Genomic DNA, 19,031 nt, shown 5'->3' with positions numbered 1-19,031 from the left:
TCAATAGGTAACATATACTGTGCTTTTTCATCATCGTTAGTTTGTGCTTCTTCGGCAGTTACCCGGTTATAGGGTTAACCGGAACTGTCGGATTAGCTGACTGACACAACAAGACTAAACGAGTTTATCAAAATAAACACCTTAAATTCCTAAATCAGTAAAAACATGAAAGTAAATTTTAGCTCCAATGGCTTTCTCAGCGAAGGCTTGTTAAAAGTTGCGGCATGTGTACTTCTGACCTCCGGAGTTGGTATCAGCCAAATATGGGCTGCTCCCACCGGAAACGCAGCAGTAACGGTAAGCCAGCAAAACTCAGTGACGATCACAGGTAGGGTTGTCAGCGACAAAGGAGAAAGCCTGCCTGGTGTAAATATCGTGGTAAAAGGCTCCACAAACGGAACGATTACGGACATCAATGGTAAATTCAAGCTTCAGGTCAGCCCAAAATCTGTTCTGGTATTCTCCTTTATGGGATATATCTCCCAGGAAGTGGTAACCGGCAAAGCCCAGAACCTGAGTATAACGTTGAGAGAAAATACCAAACTCATTGATGAGGTGGTGGTGATCGGTTACGGTACCCAGAAAAAAGGTGATGTAACCAGCGCCGTTGCCAGTGTGAAAGCAGAAGACTTTATCCAGGGTAAAGTGGGTGATGCTGCCGAACTGGTAAAAGGTAAGATTGCCGGTTTGAGCATCGTTAAATCATCGGGTGACCCGAATGCCACTTCCAGCATCATGCTTCGTGGTATTACGACGATCAATGGGAATGTCACACCGCTCATTTTGGTGGATGGTATTGAGGGTTCACTGACCTCTGTAGCTCCCGAGAATGTTGCCTCCATCGACGTATTAAAAGATGCATCGGCTGCAGCCATTTATGGTACCCGTGGGGCTAACGGTGTTATTCTGATTACCACCAAAGGAGGGAAACGCGATACTCCATCACGCGTTACCTATACCAGTTATGCCTCTTTGTCAGAATGGTACAAGACTGCTGATTTCATGAATACCAATGACATCATCTACGCCCGGACCAACTTCCCGTATGATGGATACGACACCGATTGGCTGAAAGCGGTCACCCGCAAAGCCGGTTTTACACAAAACCACTCGCTGAGTCTGGAAGGAGGATCTAAAACCTCATCCTATTCTTCCAACATCACCTATACGGATGAAGTAGGTATCATGCGAAAAAGCGACCGCCAAAACCTGAAAGCTCAGCTTGACCTGAACCAATATGCCCTGAATGATATGTTGAAGTTCAACGTTAATGTGCTCTATGGTACTCACAAGCATGCCAACAACGACAATGCGTATGTCTATCGCCAGGCGTTAATCCGCAATCCTTCATCGCCGGTGTACAATGCGGACGGAACCTATCATGAAGAGTTCGACAGATTCCAGTATTACAACCCTGTTGCCATCCAGAATGAACTGATCGGCGATACCCGTTCGAGCTACGCCCGACTGACCGGAAATATCACTCTTGAACCGATCAAAGGATGGCAAACCAACCTGATGTTATCTCTGAAAAAAGACGAGGCGACTTCCGAAAATTACTATACCGGTCAGTTTTATTCACAGAGTAAATATCTGGATGAAACACATGCCGTTACCAAAATACGCGGAACGGCTACTAAATCCTCATCCAACGGTCGCAGCGAAAATATGGAGTTGACCTCAAAATACAATTTCACTATCGAAAAAAACCGTATTTCTGCACTTGCCGGATATAGCTACCTATATAATGTATATGATGGATTCTCTGCCGGAAACTCCAATTTTCCATCAGAATCTTACCTCTACAACAATCTGGTACAGGGAACTTATCTGACCGATAAGGATCATTCGGCAAGCATGAATTCGTACAAAAACGACAATCGGCTGATCGGGTTCTTCGGTCGCGTCACCTATGGCTACGACGATCGTTACAATGCGATGTTCAGCCTGCGTCATGAAGGTTCTTCCAAGTTTGGATACAATTACCAATGGGGAAATTTCCCTTCGGCCTCTCTGGGATGGACCATGAGTAATGAGAAGTTCATGAAAGGCTTTAACTGGTTGAACAATGCGAAGTTCCGTTTGGGTTACGGTGTCACCGGAGTAATTCCAAATGACTCTTACCAATCATTGACAACCTTCGACTACGACACGTATGGTAAGCACCTAAGTAAAGATGGCGTATGGACACCTTCATTAAAAGTGGCTCAAAATCCGAATCCCGATTTGAAATGGGAAACTACCCGCGAGTGGAACCTGGGATTCGACTGGGCTGTTTTGAATTCCCGGTTGAGCGGTTCTGTAGATCTTTATACCAAGAAAACGGTCGATCTGCTTTATTTCTATGCAGTTCCAGTACCACCGAATATGTACGAAACTACACTGGCCAACGTCGGACAAATGCGCAACAACGGTATCGAGGTAATGATAAATGCCATTCCGGTAAGAACCCGCAATTTTGAATGGAACACCACATTGACGCTTTCTCACAACGAAAACAAATTGTTGAGCTTATCAAATGATTTGTACGAAACTGACAATTTTAAAGAAGAAGGAGGCGTAAGTGATCCGATTTCAGTACCAACGCACTGCATGGAAGTCGGCCACCGTATGGGAGATTTCTGGGGATTAAAATCAGCCGGTGTAAGCAAAGATGGATTTGTGTGGGTACAGGTATCCGATGGTAACGGAGGCTGGGTAGCCAAAGAGTTTGACACCAAATACAACGAACAAACCAACCGTCAACGCCTGGGTAACGGTCTTCCTCAGGTATATGCCGGATGGAACAACACCTTCCGTTACAAAGGATTTGACCTGAGCCTGCAATTTACAGGTCAGTTTGGATTCCAGATTCTGAATGTTCAGCGCGCCTTCTACGAAAACAACTCTATCGCATATAACCGTTTGAAATCAGCGGCTAAAATGTATGGTGCAGTTGATGCTTCAGGTGCTGCGGTAATTGACGAATCTACCGGGAAACAAAAAATGGTAAAACTCTCCAACTCTATGTCACAAGGCGTTTGGAGTGACTATATTGAAAACGGTGATTTTATCAAACTGACCAGCGCAACATTGGGATATACCATTCCAACCTCGGCTTCTATGAAAAAATACATCCAGAATCCAAGGATCTATGTATCAGGTCAGAACCTCTTCTGTATCACCGGTTATTCCGGACTTGACCCTGAGGTCTCTAACTTTTTCAAGGCCCCCGGTATTGACGATCGTGACAAATATCCGACCATTCGTTCCTATACCGTAGGTCTTTCTGTAAACTTCTAATACTCTGAATATCATGAAACTATTAAAATATTCCATACTTAGCCTTGCGGTTAGTTCGGTTCTGGCCTTCAGCGCCTGTACTGATCTGAAAGAGAATGTGTACGATGTACTGACTGATGAAACCATTGATGTTAACGACCCCGGAGTGGTAGGCTCCATGATGGGTGAGGCATATGCCCAGTTCCGTTTCCTTTACTGGGGATGGAACGGTTACTTCGACCTGAATGAGGAGTGCGCCGATACCTATATGACTCCGAAACGAATCGGTATCGGTTGGGGCGACCTTTACGTCAACATGCACAAACACAGCTGGAATTACACCCTGGGACACATCGAAGGATTGTGGCACTATGCTTACGTGGGTATCGGATACACCAACAAATGTTTGGACGTATTGCCCAAAACCGGAAACAACCAGGCTCAGATGCGCTTCCTGCGTGCGATGAATTACTATGTTCTGCTTGACGCTTTCCGCAACGTTCCATTGGAAACCACCCAGAATCTCCCTAAAGGCTACCTGCCCAAACAGGTTGACGCCGATTCGATTTTCAACTTCTGCGTGAGCGAGCTGAATGCGATCAAGGACGATCTCGGCACGGAAAAGGTATTCGGATATCCTAACCGTTATGCGGCCTGCATGGCATTGGCTAAACTTTACCTGAACTACAATACCTATTTCGGTAAGAACGATACGCAATATTATGAAAAAGCGCTTGCCGAGGTAAATGAAGTGATTGCAAACGGAGGTTATTCTCTGGCTCCTAATTATCAGGACAATTTTAAAGAGAATATTTCGACCTCACCGGAGGTTATCTTTGCTTTACCTCTTGACAAAAAGAACGCATCTCACAATTATCTGGTAAATAAATGTTTGCCAGGAGCCGGTGCTGCAGCTTACGGTTATGAAGGTTCCCCCTGGAATGGTAGCTGTGCCGTACCTCAGTTTATTGAAAGTTACGAAGAGGGCGACAACCGCCTTGGATATACCTGGGCAGGAGGAGTACAACGCATGGCGACGAAAGATGCCAGTGGTAAAACCATTCCTCAGTCCGGTGACCCGATTGCATTCTCTGCCGACGACTGGGCGGGACAAGGTGTGTTAAACTATTCGTTGAAGGTTCACTCTATCGATAATCCGGGAGCTTACCAGCAGGAGGGGTATCGTTTTGTGAAAAGTGAAATCGTAGCCGGAGACGGAGGTACATACGGTAATGATGTGGCCTTCTTCCGCCTGGCAGATGCCATGTTTATCAAAGCCGAATGTCTGTTGCGCCTCGGTCGTGACGAGCAAGTCGCAGCCGATCTGGTAACCGAAGTACGCAAACGCTCATTCAGCTCTGCGGCAAAAGCCGTTCGCACCGTTGCCCAGTTGAAAGGGGGAAGCCGCTACAATTACGGTCACCGCGAATATACCAGCGAGGGATTTGCCAACTGGGATCCCGCCTCATACATTAGCACAACAGAAGGAGGAGCTGACATCCAGTTAGGCGGTCTGCTGGACGATCTGGCTTGGGAGTTTGTGGGCGAACACCACCGCCGTCAGGATCTGATCCGCTTCAAAATGAGTGACGGACGTAACGTATTCAACGGCAAATCGTGGTTTTGCAAAGATGCCACCACCGAAACTCACTGGAACTATTTCCCGATTCCCAAATCGGCTCTGGATGCGAATATCTCGCTGAAACAGAACGCCGGATATTCAAACAGTTCGAATTAAGATATAAACTTCAAAGCCGGATGTTTGCCTCGCAAACGGTCAGACATCCGGTCACTTAAACAAGCTTTACACCATGAAGAAAATATATTTATATATCGCATTTCTGTCACTGTTGATGACAGGACTTGCCAGTTGCGGGGACAACATAGACTTCAGTAGCCTGCACTTTTTAACTGACGAGGAAAAAGCTGAAATAGCCCGGCAGGATTCCATTCGGGAGGCTGAAAGAACACATATCAATGCCAATCTGATTCTCGAATATTCGCTGGATGTTACAATCAGTAAAACATCTTACGATGGTGCAGCACTGGCCATCGATGTCGATAGAATTGCCAAACTTTTTGGTATTACCAATGAAGAACTTTTAGCCGGTATAGAAGGCACAGCCGGTGCTCCCGAAATCAAAGGCTTCGCCATCGAGGGGGTTACTCATGCCGACAACGGAACAGCCACCAATACCAACTCTCCCTGGGGCCACTGGTGGGATGCCGACGGCAACACAACCAAATGGGGCGAATCAGCCATGGTATTTGCTGAGTTCAATACCGAGGAGGGAAAATTCAACATTGGTCAATATCCGTCACATTTAACGGACGGACAAACGGTAAAAATCATCGAATGTCTGAAATACAACGAAAAACGTGTGGCTGTTGTCATCACAATCAACGCTAAAGCGGCCGGAAAAATCACAGCACCTGTCGTTCGCACACAGGATCTGACGATGGATGTTCTGGCCAGAAGCACATACGACATGGATTCTGTTCAGTTCAATGCTACTCAGGCTAAATCCGATTTAGGCGTGACCTCCCTGGCAGATGTGAAATTTATCGCTGTTAACGAAGATGGCTCATACAACCAGGAATGTACCGCTCCTCCAAAAGGATTCTGGTACGACATGAACGGCTTTGCCGGAGCCTGGGGGGATAATGCCAGCGTTTACTCTTCATATGGGGATCTCTCAGAAAACATGATCGGAATTGGTCAGTTCCCCGGACACCTGAAAGGCGGACAATCAGTGACTATCCAATACGGCATGTTGGCTAATAATAAGATCGTGATGCTGAAAATCAAGGTCAACGTAAAAGCATACCAGGATCCGGAAACGGCTCCAGCTGGTGATCCTAAAGCTGTTGAAAAAACAATCGAAATGACCAAGCCTTACAGCAACGACTATGCTATGGTAAAAGTGGATGTCAAGGAACTACTACGTGATGCGTTCAAAAAGACCACTTACCAGATCCACCAGGCTATTGTTGCCGGTGATTTGAAACTCTATCAGGGAGCCGTGAGCGAAACAGCTCCTACATATACAGCAGACGCTCCGGGCTACTGGCTTAAAGCGGATGGTACTGCTGCCGGATGGGCTGACAGCCAGGTATGGTGCAGCCTCGGACACAGCGAGACCGAGTTGTATCTCTACGGAGGTAATCACCCGGACAATGGAGTGGCAGGCTCAACGGTGACAACCAAACTGATTGCCACATACAACGGTGGTTCCGTGGCATTCAATATCACCTTCAAAGTAACAGCGCCTTAATTATAGCAGACTGGTTATGAGGTTATTTAAATTAAAATCAATATCACATAAGCCGGGATTTCCCGGCTTATGCCTTTCATTTCTCTTTTCGTTCTTATTTGTAGGAGTCTTTTCCCTGACTTTTGTAGGTTGTAAGACTGGCGTTGATGAGCCCACTCTGGCTAAAAAAGACACAGTGAAAACGGATTCCGGGGCTGTGGTCATTCTTAAGCCATCTGATGTAAAAGACTACAACAAATACTACAAGCCTCAGGAAATGAAGAATATGGATGTGCTTCGTAGCGACAGTAAGTGGTCGTTTGTGCGGAGCAAACAATCCGAGCATTTCTTTGTATTCTGGGAAGCGGGTTTCGGCAGTGATCCTAATGCCAGCACCGTACCTGAAGCCATGCGGATTGATGTGGATGATATGCTGAAAAAAGAGGAAGAATATTATGCTGTCAATGTCAATACACTGAAATTTGCCGAGGTCGGTAAAGGAAAATCAAACCTTGACAAGTATAAAATGCAAATCTACCTCTTGTATCAAACCGAATGGGCAGCTTACGGTGGCGGCTACGATAATGTGATTGGAGGATTGTGGGTTAATCCGGCAACCTGTAAACCGGTGGGATCTGTTATCGCTCATGAGATCGGCCACAGTTTCCAGTATCAGGTGTATGCTGATGCGATCGCGTCAGGAAGTCCCGATGATTTAACAACGGGATTTCGATATGGTTTTGGGGGTAATGGAGGTAATGCTTTCTGGGAACAAACCGCTCAATGGCAGTCATACCAATCGTATCCTACTCAGGCTTTTGATTCCTATAATTTTTCCGTATATACCGATAATTACCACCGTCACATTTGCCATGAATGGCAGCGTTATGCTAGCTATTTTATTCACTATTACTGGGCTCAAAAGCGGGGTATTGATTTTATCGGAAGAATCTGGAGGGAGTCAAAAAGTCCTGAAGATCCGATTCAGACTTACATGCGCCTGAATAACCTGACCGTTGATCAGTTGAATGCTGAGATGTATGAAGCGGCTACCCGTTTCGTTACCTGGGATCTCGATGCCATCCGCTCAAACGGAGCGAACTACATTGGCAAACATACCTACAAATTCTATCAGTTGACCGATGGAACTTATCAGGTGGCTTATGCTAGATGTCCGGGAACAACCGGTTACAATGTTATTCCGCTGAACGTTCCGGCAGCCGGAACCGTTGTTTCCACGGCCTTTACCGCATTAACTCCAGGATCAGCTCTGGCACCCGGTGACCCGGGCCAATATTCCGAAGAGGGAAAAACGCTGACAACGACCAAATATAACAGCACGTCACTCACTCGTGCCGGATGGAGATATGGCTATGTAGCCTTACTGAGCAATGGCCAGCGCGTTTATAGCGATATGAACCGGAAAACTTCTGCCAATGTGGAATTCACCGTTCCGGCAGGTTGCGTTAAACTTTGGTTTGTTGTACTCGGAGCTCCGTCATCTTATTTGCCCAGTGCATGGGATGAAAAAGAGAGCAACGATGATCAGTGGCCTTACACGGTTAAATTTACAAATACCGACCTTTTGGGGAATATTACCATTAATCCAAATGATACTCCGAAAGACCTGACATTGACCTATAATCTCTCATTTGCCGCTGATGCAGCCGCTTACTCAGGGACTACAGTCAATCTGAACACGAACGGGGACATCGCCAAAGTGGCCCAGGCATTAGTACTGCAGCCTTCGGCAATCGCAGGTGCCTTGCTCAATGCAAAAGCCACACCACAGGAGGGCAAAATCGCTTTTGCCGCCGTCGAGTCAAACGGTTCGCTCAACTACAACACCACCGCTAACGGACTGGGCTTCTGGTTCGACAGTTCGGGCAATGTAACCAGCTGGGGAAAAGACAATGACAGTAGATTATTCAACGAATTTGCATCCAACAATTTTGAATTTACTATCGGTCAATACCCGGGCAAGAGCAAAGCCGGAGACAAATACACCGTGAAGGAAGCATTTGTTTACACTAAGAATAGTAAGCAATATCAGGTGACATTTGTCTTTAATGTGACAATAAAATAAAAGTAAATCAACCGGGGCAGACACATGAATCCCTCAGGCAGGCCGCTTCATGTGTCACCCTAATCAACAAAAGGAATTGATGAAACCATACCTTCTACCGATGATATTGGGACTGGCAATCCTTTTCAGTTGTTCCAAATCAAATGAGCCTGTCGAACCGGATGCCCAGACAACGTCCCTCCAGACAGACAGTCTATTGGTTGCTCAGATTAATATCACGACTGAGAACGCGGCACCGGTGAATTCGAAGGAGACTTATGTCAATTGCTCGATTACGGTAAAATCAGACAATAAAAGCTGGAATTATTCAGGCAACGGAAAAATCAGGGGAAGAGGAAATTCAAGCTGGCTCTGGTATCCCAAAAAGCCGTACCGGATAAAGCTGAATGATAAGGCTGAAATGCTTGGCTTAAAATCGGAAAAGGATTGGGTTTTACTGGCAAATTATCGGGATCCGACCCATTTGATGAATACCTTTGTTTTCACAACCGGACAAGGACTGGGAATGCCATTCACTAATCATGTCAGATATGTTGAAGTAACCCTGAATGGAGACTATATCGGACTTTACATGTTTACAGAACAGGTAGAACTGGGCAGTAATCGTGTGGCAATTGATTCGAATGACGGCGTTTTGCTTTCACTTGACGCCGATGACGGACCTGACCTGAGCCCTGACGCAGGAGACAACTTCTGGTCATCGGTCTATCAAATGCCGGTATGTGTCAAAAGTCCGGATATTACATCGACGACGCAGTTGACAACAATCCGAACCGAATTTGCTCAACTGGAAACAGCAATCAAAAGTGCCGATTACAATAGCGTAGAGAAAGTCTTAAATATCCCGTCTTTTATTGATTATATGCTGATCCAGGAACTGGTTTATAACGTGGAAGTAGATGCTCCCCGCAGCATTTACCTTTACAAAGACAAAGATGGTCGCTGGACAATGGGTCCGCTGTGGGATTTTGACGCGGGATTCGATTTTGATTGGTCGACCATGTACACCGGACACAACTATTTCACCAGTTATACGGAACTTGTACTGGGAACAGATCCTGTCAATCATACCAAAGGATATGCAGTCCCTTCTTTTTTTACCGATTTGTTTAAAAGCAAGAGATTTGTCAGCGAATACAAAACCCGATGGCTAGCTATAAAAGACAAAATCATGACCGGGTATTGGGAAACTACCCAAAGTTATGGAGACGCAATCGCCGGAGCATTGGTGCGTAATGCTTCCCGTTGGCCGATTGACAAGAATTTTCAAACGGAGACTTTGCATTTGCATCAGTGGTTGTCCAACCGGGTCAGCTATATGACAACCGTAATTGCAAATTATCCGGTAGGGACGAAATAGGTAAATACGATAATCTGGATTTAAATATATGAACAAGATCAAGCTCCTGGCTTTATCCCTTATGTTGGGTGGAACATTCTGTTCTGTCAACGGGAAGGAGAAGCCCTCAACCAATAAAACAGGCAATCCCCTCCTTCCCGGCTACTTTGCCGACCCGTCAGTAAAGAAGTTTGGTGATACTTATTACATCTACGCCACTACCGACGGTATCAAACTGGCCTCGGGGACTCCGCAGGTGTGGATCAGTAAAGACTTCGTCAACTGGTATAACTACGAACTGAAACTTCAAATCCCTGAAGGACTCAATAACTGTTGGGCTCCCGATGTATTCCAGGCGCCCAACGGCAAATATTACTATTTTATGGGGAACTGTGAAGCGGGATGCAACATTTACGGGTATGTTTCCGATTCGCCGATGGGACCATTTACCCCCATCAATGAAGGGAAAGCGGTCATTCCAGCTGGCACATCAAAGAAAGATCTACCCGCTCTCGATGCCCAGTATCTCGTGGATGACGATGGTTCGGTCTATTCTTATTTCGGAACCTGGTGTACCTCTTTCGGTGGAATAGGATTTGCCAAAATAGATTCGAAGGATATGTTTTCCATTCAGAAAGCAGGCTTCATTCCTATTGAGCAGGTTCCAAAAGCTTTCGAAGCATCGTATCCCATCAAAAGGAATGGGAAATATTTCCTGATGTACTCGTCTGGAGATTGCCGGTTAAGCTCTTATGCCGTACATTATTCGGTGAGCGACAGCCCCGAAGGACCGTTCCGTCCGGGCAAAAACAGCCCGATACTCGTGACCAATAATGATGGGACGATTGATGGCCCCGGTCACCATTCTATTCTCAAAGAAGGAAACGATTACTATATTGTTTATCACCGCCATGACAATCCGCACAGTACTAACGGAGAGTTCAGACAGGTGTGTGTCGATAAGCTGGTATTCTCCGACGATGAAACGATTGAGAAGGTGGTTCCGACACATGCAGGCATCAGTTTGCAGGGAAAAAATAGGGCTACAGTTTCCGATTTAGCATATCAGGCGAAAGTCAATGCCAGCTCTTCCTACCTTTTGATCTCAAAGAAAACGGCCTATAGCAACGGTGATTACGACTATATCTACAAACCTGAAAACGCAGTGGATAACAACAACGGCACGCTATGGAAAGCCGCCTCTGCCGATATGCCGCAATCGCTGACCATCGACCTGGGAAGAGTAAAATCCGTAAAACGGGTAATGACTCAGTTTGAGTATCCGACCTTCTACTACCAATATAAAATCGAGGTATCAATTGACAATACAAACTGGAGTATCTTCAGCGATCGGATCAATAACCGCCGTTGCGGAAGTCCGATGATTGATGACAACGATACGAAAGCCCGTTACGTAAGGCTGACGGTAACCGGTACGGAGAAATCGGGCATGCTGGCTGCAGTATGGAATATCAAAGTGTATGATAAATTATTTGACGTCCCTTCATTTCAGAACACACCGAAAGAGAATGCACTCGGTGCAACAAGTACCAAAAGCCTGTTGGTAAATCTTGATGCCAATACGCTGAACTACGGAACCCTCTATTCTCAGGTTCCTAACCGGGGTACTTTGGGCGGGAAATTTGAAATAAACGGCGCTCCTTCGGTCGAATGGATCGACAGTGTCAAAGCCATTGGGTTCAATGGGGAAAGTTTTCTGAAGCTTTCGAAAAAAGCACCGGCCAGCCTCGACTGGAATTCGCCTTATACCGTTTCGGCCTGGGTATATAATCAGGAAATCGGACCGGGTGAATGTCTGATAACATGGACTTCCCGCGAAAACATGCTGCAATCTTCCTATTCCGCATTGATGTACGGAACCGGTCATTACGGGGCTGTGGCTCACGGTGACGGTGCGGTCGATTTGCCCTACAGGGAAGTTCCGGCGAAAGGCAAATGGCACCACATTGTACTTACCTTTGACGGCATGCTGGAAAATGTCTATGTCGATGGTAAACTGAATACCCAGTCGCCTATCTCCCTTTTTGTGGAAAAAGGAGATATCCTGATCGGAGCATCGGGTGAGCCGTCGGAAAACTTTTCCGGTTACATCGCTAACATCCGGCTGTATGATAAGGCTATTAGTCAGGAAGAGGTGCTGACGCTGAAGAAGTCAACTGAGCCAAAAAGAGGACCGAAAGTCATTATTCAGCAATATAATTGAATATCAATTTACAGATGATGGCGAAAATACCTTCCTTATTGAGACATATTTCCACCTGTAAATCCGATGGAAACTATTTCTTTGTAAAAGAATTAAACGCAGAAACTATCATTCAAAACACACATCAATAATAACTATGAGAAAACACCTATTGACAGGTCTGCTTTGTCTCACCATCGGTGCGCAGGCCCAGATAAAAAAGAGTGCAACTTACCCCATCACCCCGGTGCCCTTTACAGCAGTGAAGGTGACGGATGCTTTCTGGGGACAGCGCCTCAAAGCCAGCCGCGAGGTAACCATCCCGTTGGCTTTCCGCAAATGCGAAGAGACCGGACGATACGAGAACTTTGTCAAAGCTGCCCATCCGAGTGACAGCTACAAAGAAGAGGGATTTACCTTCGACGATACCGATGTATATAAAACCATTGAAGGGGCAAGCTACCTGATGCAAACTTATCCCGATAAAAAACTGGATCATTATATCGATAGTGTGCTGGCTATTGTAGCCAAAGCGCAGGAGCCAGACGGTTATTTATACACCTACCGCACCATGAATCCGAAACACCCGCACGAGTGGGTGGGAAGCAAACGCTGGGAAAAAGAGGAAGACCTGAGCCATGAGCTGTATAACCTCGGCCACATGATCGAAGGTGCCATTGCGCACTTTCAGGCTACCGGTAAACGGAACTTTCTGGACATTGCCATCAAATATGCCGATTGCGCCGTGCGTGAGATCGGCGAAAAACCGGGTCAGGTGAAAGTGGTTCCCGGTCACCAGATTGCCGAGATGGCACTGGCGAAACTCTATGTCGTAACTGGGAATAAGAAATACCTTGACCTGGCTAAGTTCTTCCTTGACAACAAAGGAAAAACCAGTACGCATACCGAATACAACCAATCACACAAACCGGTAATCGAACAGGATGAAGCCGTAGGACATGCTGTTCGCGCAGCCTATATGTACACCGGAATGGCCGAAGTAGCGGCACTGACCGGAGACAAAGATTATATCAACGCCATCGACAAAATCTGGAGTAATATTGTCAACAAGAAACTCTATATCACCGGTGGTATCGGAGCGACAAACAATGGTGAAGCATTCGGGAGTAATTATGAACTGCCGAATATGTCGGCCTACTGCGAGACCTGTGCGGCTATCGGAAACGTTTACCTCAACTACCGCCTCTTCCTGTTGCACGGTGACGCCAAATATTTCGATGTGCTGGAACGCACCCTGTACAACGGCCTGATTTCAGGCGTTTCGCTGGATGGCGGAGGATTCTTTTATCCAAACCCACTTGAATCCATCGGACAGCACCAACGCCAACCCTGGTTTGGTTGTGCCTGTTGCCCGTCAAACATCTGCCGCTTTATCCCTTCCGTACCGGGATATATTTACGCGGTGAATAACAATGATATCTATGTCAATCTCTTTATGGCAAACCATTCCGACGTTAAAGTCAATGGCAAAACCGTTGAGATGAAACAATCGACCAGCTATCCCTGGGATGGAAATATCAAAATCGAGGTAGCTCCGAAAGGCAAACAAAACCTCAACCTGAAAATCCGTATCCCCGGTTGGGTAACAGGTCAGGCAGTTCCGGGCAACCTGTACAGCTATTCCGATAAAAAGACATTGGGATACACCATCAAAGTAAATGGTAAAGCGGTTGATTCCAAAATCGAGAAAGGTTATTTCACCATCAACCGCGGCTGGAAGAAGGGCGACGTAGTAGAAGTTCACTTCGATATGGAACCACGAACTGTAAAAGCACATCCACTGGTACAGGATGACCAGGGTAAAGTGGCAGTAGAACGCGGACCGCTGGTTTATTGCGCCGAATGGCCCGATAACGACTTCAGCGTGTTGAACGTAGTGCTGAATAAAAAGCCGTCATTCACAGTAGAACATAAAGCTGATTTGCTTTATGGAATCAATGAAATCAAGACCGATGCGCAGATACTGAGCTACGATGCCCAGGGCAAAATCGCGGCAAAAGACGTGAAGCTCACCCTGATTCCTTACTATGCGTGGGCTCACCGGGGAAGTGGTGAAATGGCGGTCTGGTTGCCTAATGAATTGCGGGCTACCCGTCCGGTGATGCCTCCAACTTTGGCTTCGGAATGCAAAATTGATGCTTCTTACAAAGTAAAAGCCATCTCTGCCATCAATGACGGATTGGTTCCTAAAGATGAAAACGACCGCACAGTACCTTATTACCACTGGTGGCCGAAGGAAGGCACAACAGAATGGATCTCTTACGACTTCCCGGTAGAAAAAACAGTTAGCCGTTCCACCGTATATTGGTTTGACGACGCTCCATGGGGAGGATGCCGCATCCCTCAGTCGTGGACCATCTACTACAAGGATAAAAATGGAGAGTGGAAGCCGGTAGAAAATCCTTCACAATACGGTACCGAAAAAGGGATGGGCAACGACGTGACCTTCAAAGCCGTCACCACCAAAGCCCTGAAACTGGAAGTAAAATTGCCGGAGAAGAACTCCGCAGGAATCTTCGAATGGGAAGTAGAATAATCGCATTTTAATTATAGAGGAAAGGTCGCCTATTCATTGGGCGACTTTTTTTCATCCAATTAGACTGATTATTCCCCCTTTCAATATTGGCTTATCTCTAATTTTGCTAACAAGAAATTCTATACACAAGACAATAAGAATAGCTATGAAGAAAATCTTAGCGCTATCGCTAAACGTGTGGTTACTGGGCGCTACGCTCTATGCGCAGGGCACGGTAGAAGATTACCAGTGTGCCTTTTCCCTCCGGGATAAATTCAAGGACAAAGTATTTTACTCCGATGTAAACCCGCAATGGATTGCCAGTACGCATCGGTTCTGGTATGTGCGCAACACGCCGCAGGGCAAGGTGTACGTGATCACCGACGCCGAAAAGAAAACCCGCAAAGAGCTTTTTGACCATACCGCTCTGGCCAAAGCGCTTTCAACAGCTTCAGGCAAAACTGCGGATGCGAAACAGTTATGGCTGCAATCGCTTCAGGTAAATAAAGGTGCCGACTCGTTGCAATTCACCTTCAACGATACCAAATGGCTCTATTTGCAAAAATCAAATAAGCTGAAGAACCTGGGCAAAGTGGAGCCTCCGAAGCAGAACTATTGGGCTGCCGGAGACGACGAACGCGAAGGCGCTCCTGTACAATCTCCCGACGGCAAACAGACTGCATTTATCAAAAACTACAATGTCTATGTAAAGGAAAATGCCACGGGGAAAGAGAAGGCATTGAGCAATGACGGCTCTAATGGCGAATATTACTCGGCTTACATATCCTGGTCACCCGACTCGAAAAAGGTGGCGGCAATGAAAGTCCGTCCGGCGGAGAAGCATTTCATCTACTTTGTGGAATCGTCGCCAGCCGATCAGTTCCAGCCAAAATTACAGAAACGCGACTACTTCAAACCGGGCGATGCGCTTCCCGTGAAATGTCCGCATATTTTCGACGTGACCGATGGCAAACAGCTTGAGGCTTCGAATGACCTGTTCAACAGCCAGTTTGACCTGCGCGGTTTCGACTGGAATCCCGATAGTAAGTCTGTGACCTTCGAATACAACCAGCGTGGCCATCAGGCTTATCGCGTGCTGGAGATGTCGGCCGAAACCGGCAAGGTGCGCACCGTCATCAACGAAACCAGCAAGACCTTTGTCAACTACAACCGTTACTTCCGCAAGAATCTGGATAAGACCAATGAGATCATCTGGATGAGTGAGCGCGACAACTGGAACCACCTTTACCTTTACGACCGCCAGTCGGGTGAGGTGAAAAACCAAATCACCAAAGGGGAATGGTATGTGCGCGAGGTACTTGACGTGAACGAAGCCAAACGTGAGATTACCTTCAGTGCCAACGGTATGGTTCCGAATGAAGACCCTTACCTGATCCGCTACTACCGCATTAAGTTTGACGGAACGGGGCTTACCTGTCTGACTCCCGAAGAGGGGATGCACCAGGCCTGGTTTTCGGAAGACAAGAAATATCTGGTAGATGTTTATTCTTTGGTCAATAAAGCTCCGGTGGCTGTGCTGCGCGATGCTCAGGATGGCAAAGTAGCGATGCCGCTGGAAAAAGCAGACATCACCGAACTGCTCAAAGCGGGCTGGATTGCACCTGAGCCTTTCGTGGCCAAAGGACGTGACGGAAAGACCGACATCTGGGGGATTATTTACCGCCCGACCAACTTTGACCCAAGCAAAAAATATCCCATCATCGAATATATCTATGCCGGTCCGGGTAGCCAATATACACCGAAGACCTTTATCTCGTATAACCGCAATTTATCTGCGATTTCAGAGCTGGGCTTCGTCATGGTCCAACTGGACGGGATGGGAACATCGTTCCGCTCGAAAGCCTTCGAAGAGGTTTGCTACAAAAACCTGAAAGATGCCGGATTCCCCGACCGCATTGCCTGGACCAACGCACTGGCGACCAAATATTCGTTTGTCGACACTGCACGCATCGGTATCTTCGGCGCCTCTGCCGGAGGACAAGAGGCGATGGGCGCTGTGCTTTTCCACCCCGAACACTACAAAGCGGCTTACTCTTCCTGCGGATGCCACGACAACCGCATGGATAAAATCTGGTGGAACGAACAGTGGATGAGTTATCCGATTGGCAAGGAGTACTCCGAATGTTCGAATGTGGATAATGCTTACCGCCTCAACCGTCCGCTGATGTTGGTGGTGGGTGAAGTGGACGATAACGTGGATCCGGCTTCCACCATGCAGGTGTGCAATGCGCTGATCAAGGCGAATAAAGATTTCGAGCTGGTCGTTCTTCCCGGTACCAACCACACGATGGGTGGCGACTACGGTGAGCACAAACGTTACGACTTCTTTGTGAAGAATCTGATGGGGGTAAATCCTCCGGGATGGGATAAGGTGATGCCTAAGAAATAATATTTTGAAAAGAGCTAACAGGATTTCAAAACCTGTTAGCTCTTTTCGTTTATCACAAAATACCTACATTTGCAGAAAGGAAACATTAATCAATCTTATAAACATATCATGGAGGATAAATTAAACGTTGAGGCATTTGCACCGGAAGAAACAACAGAAAACAAAATCAGCATCTATTCTAAAAGAGCTATTTGGGGATTTTCAATTTTCATGACACCGATTTTTGCAGGAGTTTTGCTTATGCAAAATCTAAAAGATGTTGGTAAAAAGAAGCAGGCATATTTGGCCTTACTGATATCCCTTGCTTTTACTCTTTTCACGATTGTTGTCGTGAATAGTATAGAAGCAAAGAGTAATTCCATCTCCTATTTATGCAATATGATCGGCGGAGTGGTTCTTTCAGAAGTCGTCTTTAAAAAGCATTTTCCTAATGCTGAAGAGTATGAATACAAGAAAATATGGAAGCCTCTAATTATAGCTATCGCTCTAACAGGATTATTTCTTGCTTGCTATATTTACTCAAACGAAAACATTTAAACTAATTAATTGAGTCGCCCATACCTGACAGGTTTTGAAAACCTATCAGGTATTTTCTTCTGGTATTATCCTCTCCAAATTACTATTTTTGCAGCTCCAAAAAATCACACGAATGACAGCTATAAAGGAGAAAAAAACAACCAATAACATCCCCAAAATCTATTCCAAAAGAACCATCTGGGGATTTTCAGTCCTGATGACCCCACTGTTTGGTGGCGTGATGCTGATGCATGACCTTAAAAATGTCGGTAAGAAAAAGGCCGCTTACGTCTCATTACTGACCTCCATTCTCTTTACAGCGACCGCCTGTGTAGTGATGAATGTCATTGATAAGCCATCCAGCGGCTGGATGTATGCCATCAACATTGTGGGCGGATACATTCTGGCAGAGGTCTATCACAAAATGGGCTTTCCCCCGTCCAAATACAACGAACACCGGAGAATCTGGAAGCCCCTCGCCATCGCTTTCGTGCTGGCTATTCTGCTGGTGGCCTGCTATGTGCATTCGTACTAAAAAGAAAATACCTGACAGGTTTTGAAAACCTGTCAGGTATTTTCTTTTTAGGCAGTTACATGCCGCTTGACGCGTGATCAGCAACCGGCTATGCAGTCTGACTTTCACTTGCCTGACTATCCATCTTCGCTTTCGCCTTCTCCTTCTTATGCCTCCGGATACCGTCCCGAATGGCAATCCTCTTTTTCTCTTTAGTGATTAAATAATTGAGCCGGCGAACAAACGTTTCAATCGTTTCAGTACCGTCAAATATAATCTGGGCATTTACCCGAACGACAATCGCCCGGTATGCCTCGTCGGTCACCTTGCGTGTGCTAAGGACATTGCCGTTTCCCTTGTTAACCATTTCGCTGAAACGCTTCGTTGTAACCTGGTCAAACCGGGCATTTGCCTCATCCAGCGCGTCAAGCCATCCGGAGAGCGCCAATATCCTGACGGTATCCTCCTGCTTACGCAAGTTATAGGTAACCTTATAAATGAGCCCATTGCGTTTAATATTGGAGGTGCTATGCATTTCAGCAATGCTAATCATGATAGGCTCCATCCGTTTCGCTGCCTCGCGCACCTCGTCATCATAGTGGAGCAGGGAGCTCTGGTAGTGGTGATAGAGTCCCGAGTAGATTTCTTCCCTGCGAATGTTCAGTTTCACCAGTTCTGCAGTGAGTTCGCTCTTGCGCCGCACGCCGATTGCAGCATCCTCAGCCTGCAACGCCAGGTTGAAAGATTCGAGCAGGGCTTCATACCCCGCTGATGGGAAGTTTTTATCCTTCAGCAAATCGTTTACAAGATGCATAAACACGTTATGGGTCCCGTTTGGCATTTTCTGAAATGCTAGCGATAGGATTTTAGTCTTGTTCTCCATGGCAATATGAGTTATTGATGAAAACAGAT

11 protein-coding genes are annotated in these 19,031 nt (G+C 46.4%); 10 read left to right on the top strand and 1 reads right to left on the bottom strand.

Features of this window, described 5'->3' with window-relative positions; genetic code table 11:
- Positions 1 to 165 precede the first annotated feature (165 nt).
- From MLE17_RS04130 to MLE17_RS04085, 10 genes are all read left to right on the top strand, one after another.
- Positions 166 to 3,282 (top strand): SusC/RagA family TonB-linked outer membrane protein, encoded by a 3,117-nt coding sequence (locus MLE17_RS04130; protein WP_243347332.1) that lies wholly within the window; start codon positions 166 to 168, stop codon positions 3,280 to 3,282.
- Between the two features lie 13 nt (positions 3,283 to 3,295).
- Positions 3,296 to 4,999, top strand: a complete 1,704-nt coding sequence (locus MLE17_RS04125) for a RagB/SusD family nutrient uptake outer membrane protein (RefSeq protein ID WP_243347329.1) — start codon at positions 3,296 to 3,298, stop codon at positions 4,997 to 4,999.
- 73 nt (positions 5,000 to 5,072) lie between these two features.
- Positions 5,073 to 6,536 carry a DUF4859 domain-containing protein gene (locus tag MLE17_RS04120; RefSeq protein ID WP_243347318.1) on the top strand — a complete coding sequence of 488 codons (1,464 nt, stop codon included), beginning with the start codon at positions 5,073 to 5,075 and terminating at the stop codon, positions 6,534 to 6,536.
- A 16-nt stretch (positions 6,537 to 6,552) separates the two neighbouring features.
- On the top strand, positions 6,553 to 8,601 hold the full coding sequence (locus MLE17_RS04115; protein WP_243347317.1) for a DUF4859 domain-containing protein: 2,049 nt from the start codon (positions 6,553 to 6,555) through the stop codon (positions 8,599 to 8,601).
- A gap of 79 nt (positions 8,602 to 8,680) precedes the next feature.
- Positions 8,681 to 9,961 carry a CotH kinase family protein gene (locus tag MLE17_RS04110; RefSeq protein WP_243347316.1) on the top strand — a complete coding sequence of 427 codons (1,281 nt, stop codon included), beginning with the start codon at positions 8,681 to 8,683 and terminating at the stop codon, positions 9,959 to 9,961.
- A 28-nt stretch (positions 9,962 to 9,989) separates the two neighbouring features.
- Entirely contained in the window at positions 9,990 to 12,164 is a 2,175-nt protein-coding gene (locus MLE17_RS04105; protein ID WP_243347315.1) for a family 43 glycosylhydrolase, read from the top strand.
- A 136-nt stretch (positions 12,165 to 12,300) separates the two neighbouring features.
- Positions 12,301 to 14,700 carry a glycoside hydrolase family 127 protein gene (locus tag MLE17_RS04100; protein ID WP_243347314.1) on the top strand — a complete coding sequence of 800 codons (2,400 nt, stop codon included), beginning with the start codon at positions 12,301 to 12,303 and terminating at the stop codon, positions 14,698 to 14,700.
- 145 nt (positions 14,701 to 14,845) lie between these two features.
- Positions 14,846 to 17,089, top strand: a complete 2,244-nt coding sequence (locus MLE17_RS04095; protein ID WP_243347312.1) for a S9 family peptidase — start codon at positions 14,846 to 14,848, stop codon at positions 17,087 to 17,089.
- A gap of 108 nt (positions 17,090 to 17,197) precedes the next feature.
- Entirely contained in the window at positions 17,198 to 17,626 is a 429-nt protein-coding gene (locus MLE17_RS04090; RefSeq protein WP_243347310.1) for a hypothetical protein, read from the top strand.
- A gap of 112 nt (positions 17,627 to 17,738) precedes the next feature.
- A complete protein-coding gene (locus tag MLE17_RS04085) occupies positions 17,739 to 18,140 on the top strand; it encodes a hypothetical protein (protein ID WP_243347309.1) in 402 nt (133 codons plus the stop codon).
- A gap of 88 nt (positions 18,141 to 18,228) precedes the next feature.
- Here the strand turns inward: MLE17_RS04085 and MLE17_RS04080 are convergent, their stop codons facing one another.
- Entirely contained in the window at positions 18,229 to 19,002 is a 774-nt protein-coding gene (locus tag MLE17_RS04080) for a DUF6261 family protein (protein ID WP_243347308.1), read from the bottom strand.
- Positions 19,003 to 19,031: the final 29 nt, after the last annotated feature.

This window comes from Parabacteroides sp. FAFU027, assembly GCF_022808675.1.
Lineage (GTDB): Bacteria > Bacteroidota > Bacteroidia > Bacteroidales > UBA7332 > CAXXIC01.
This window is presented reverse-complemented; position numbering and strand designations above follow the sequence as displayed.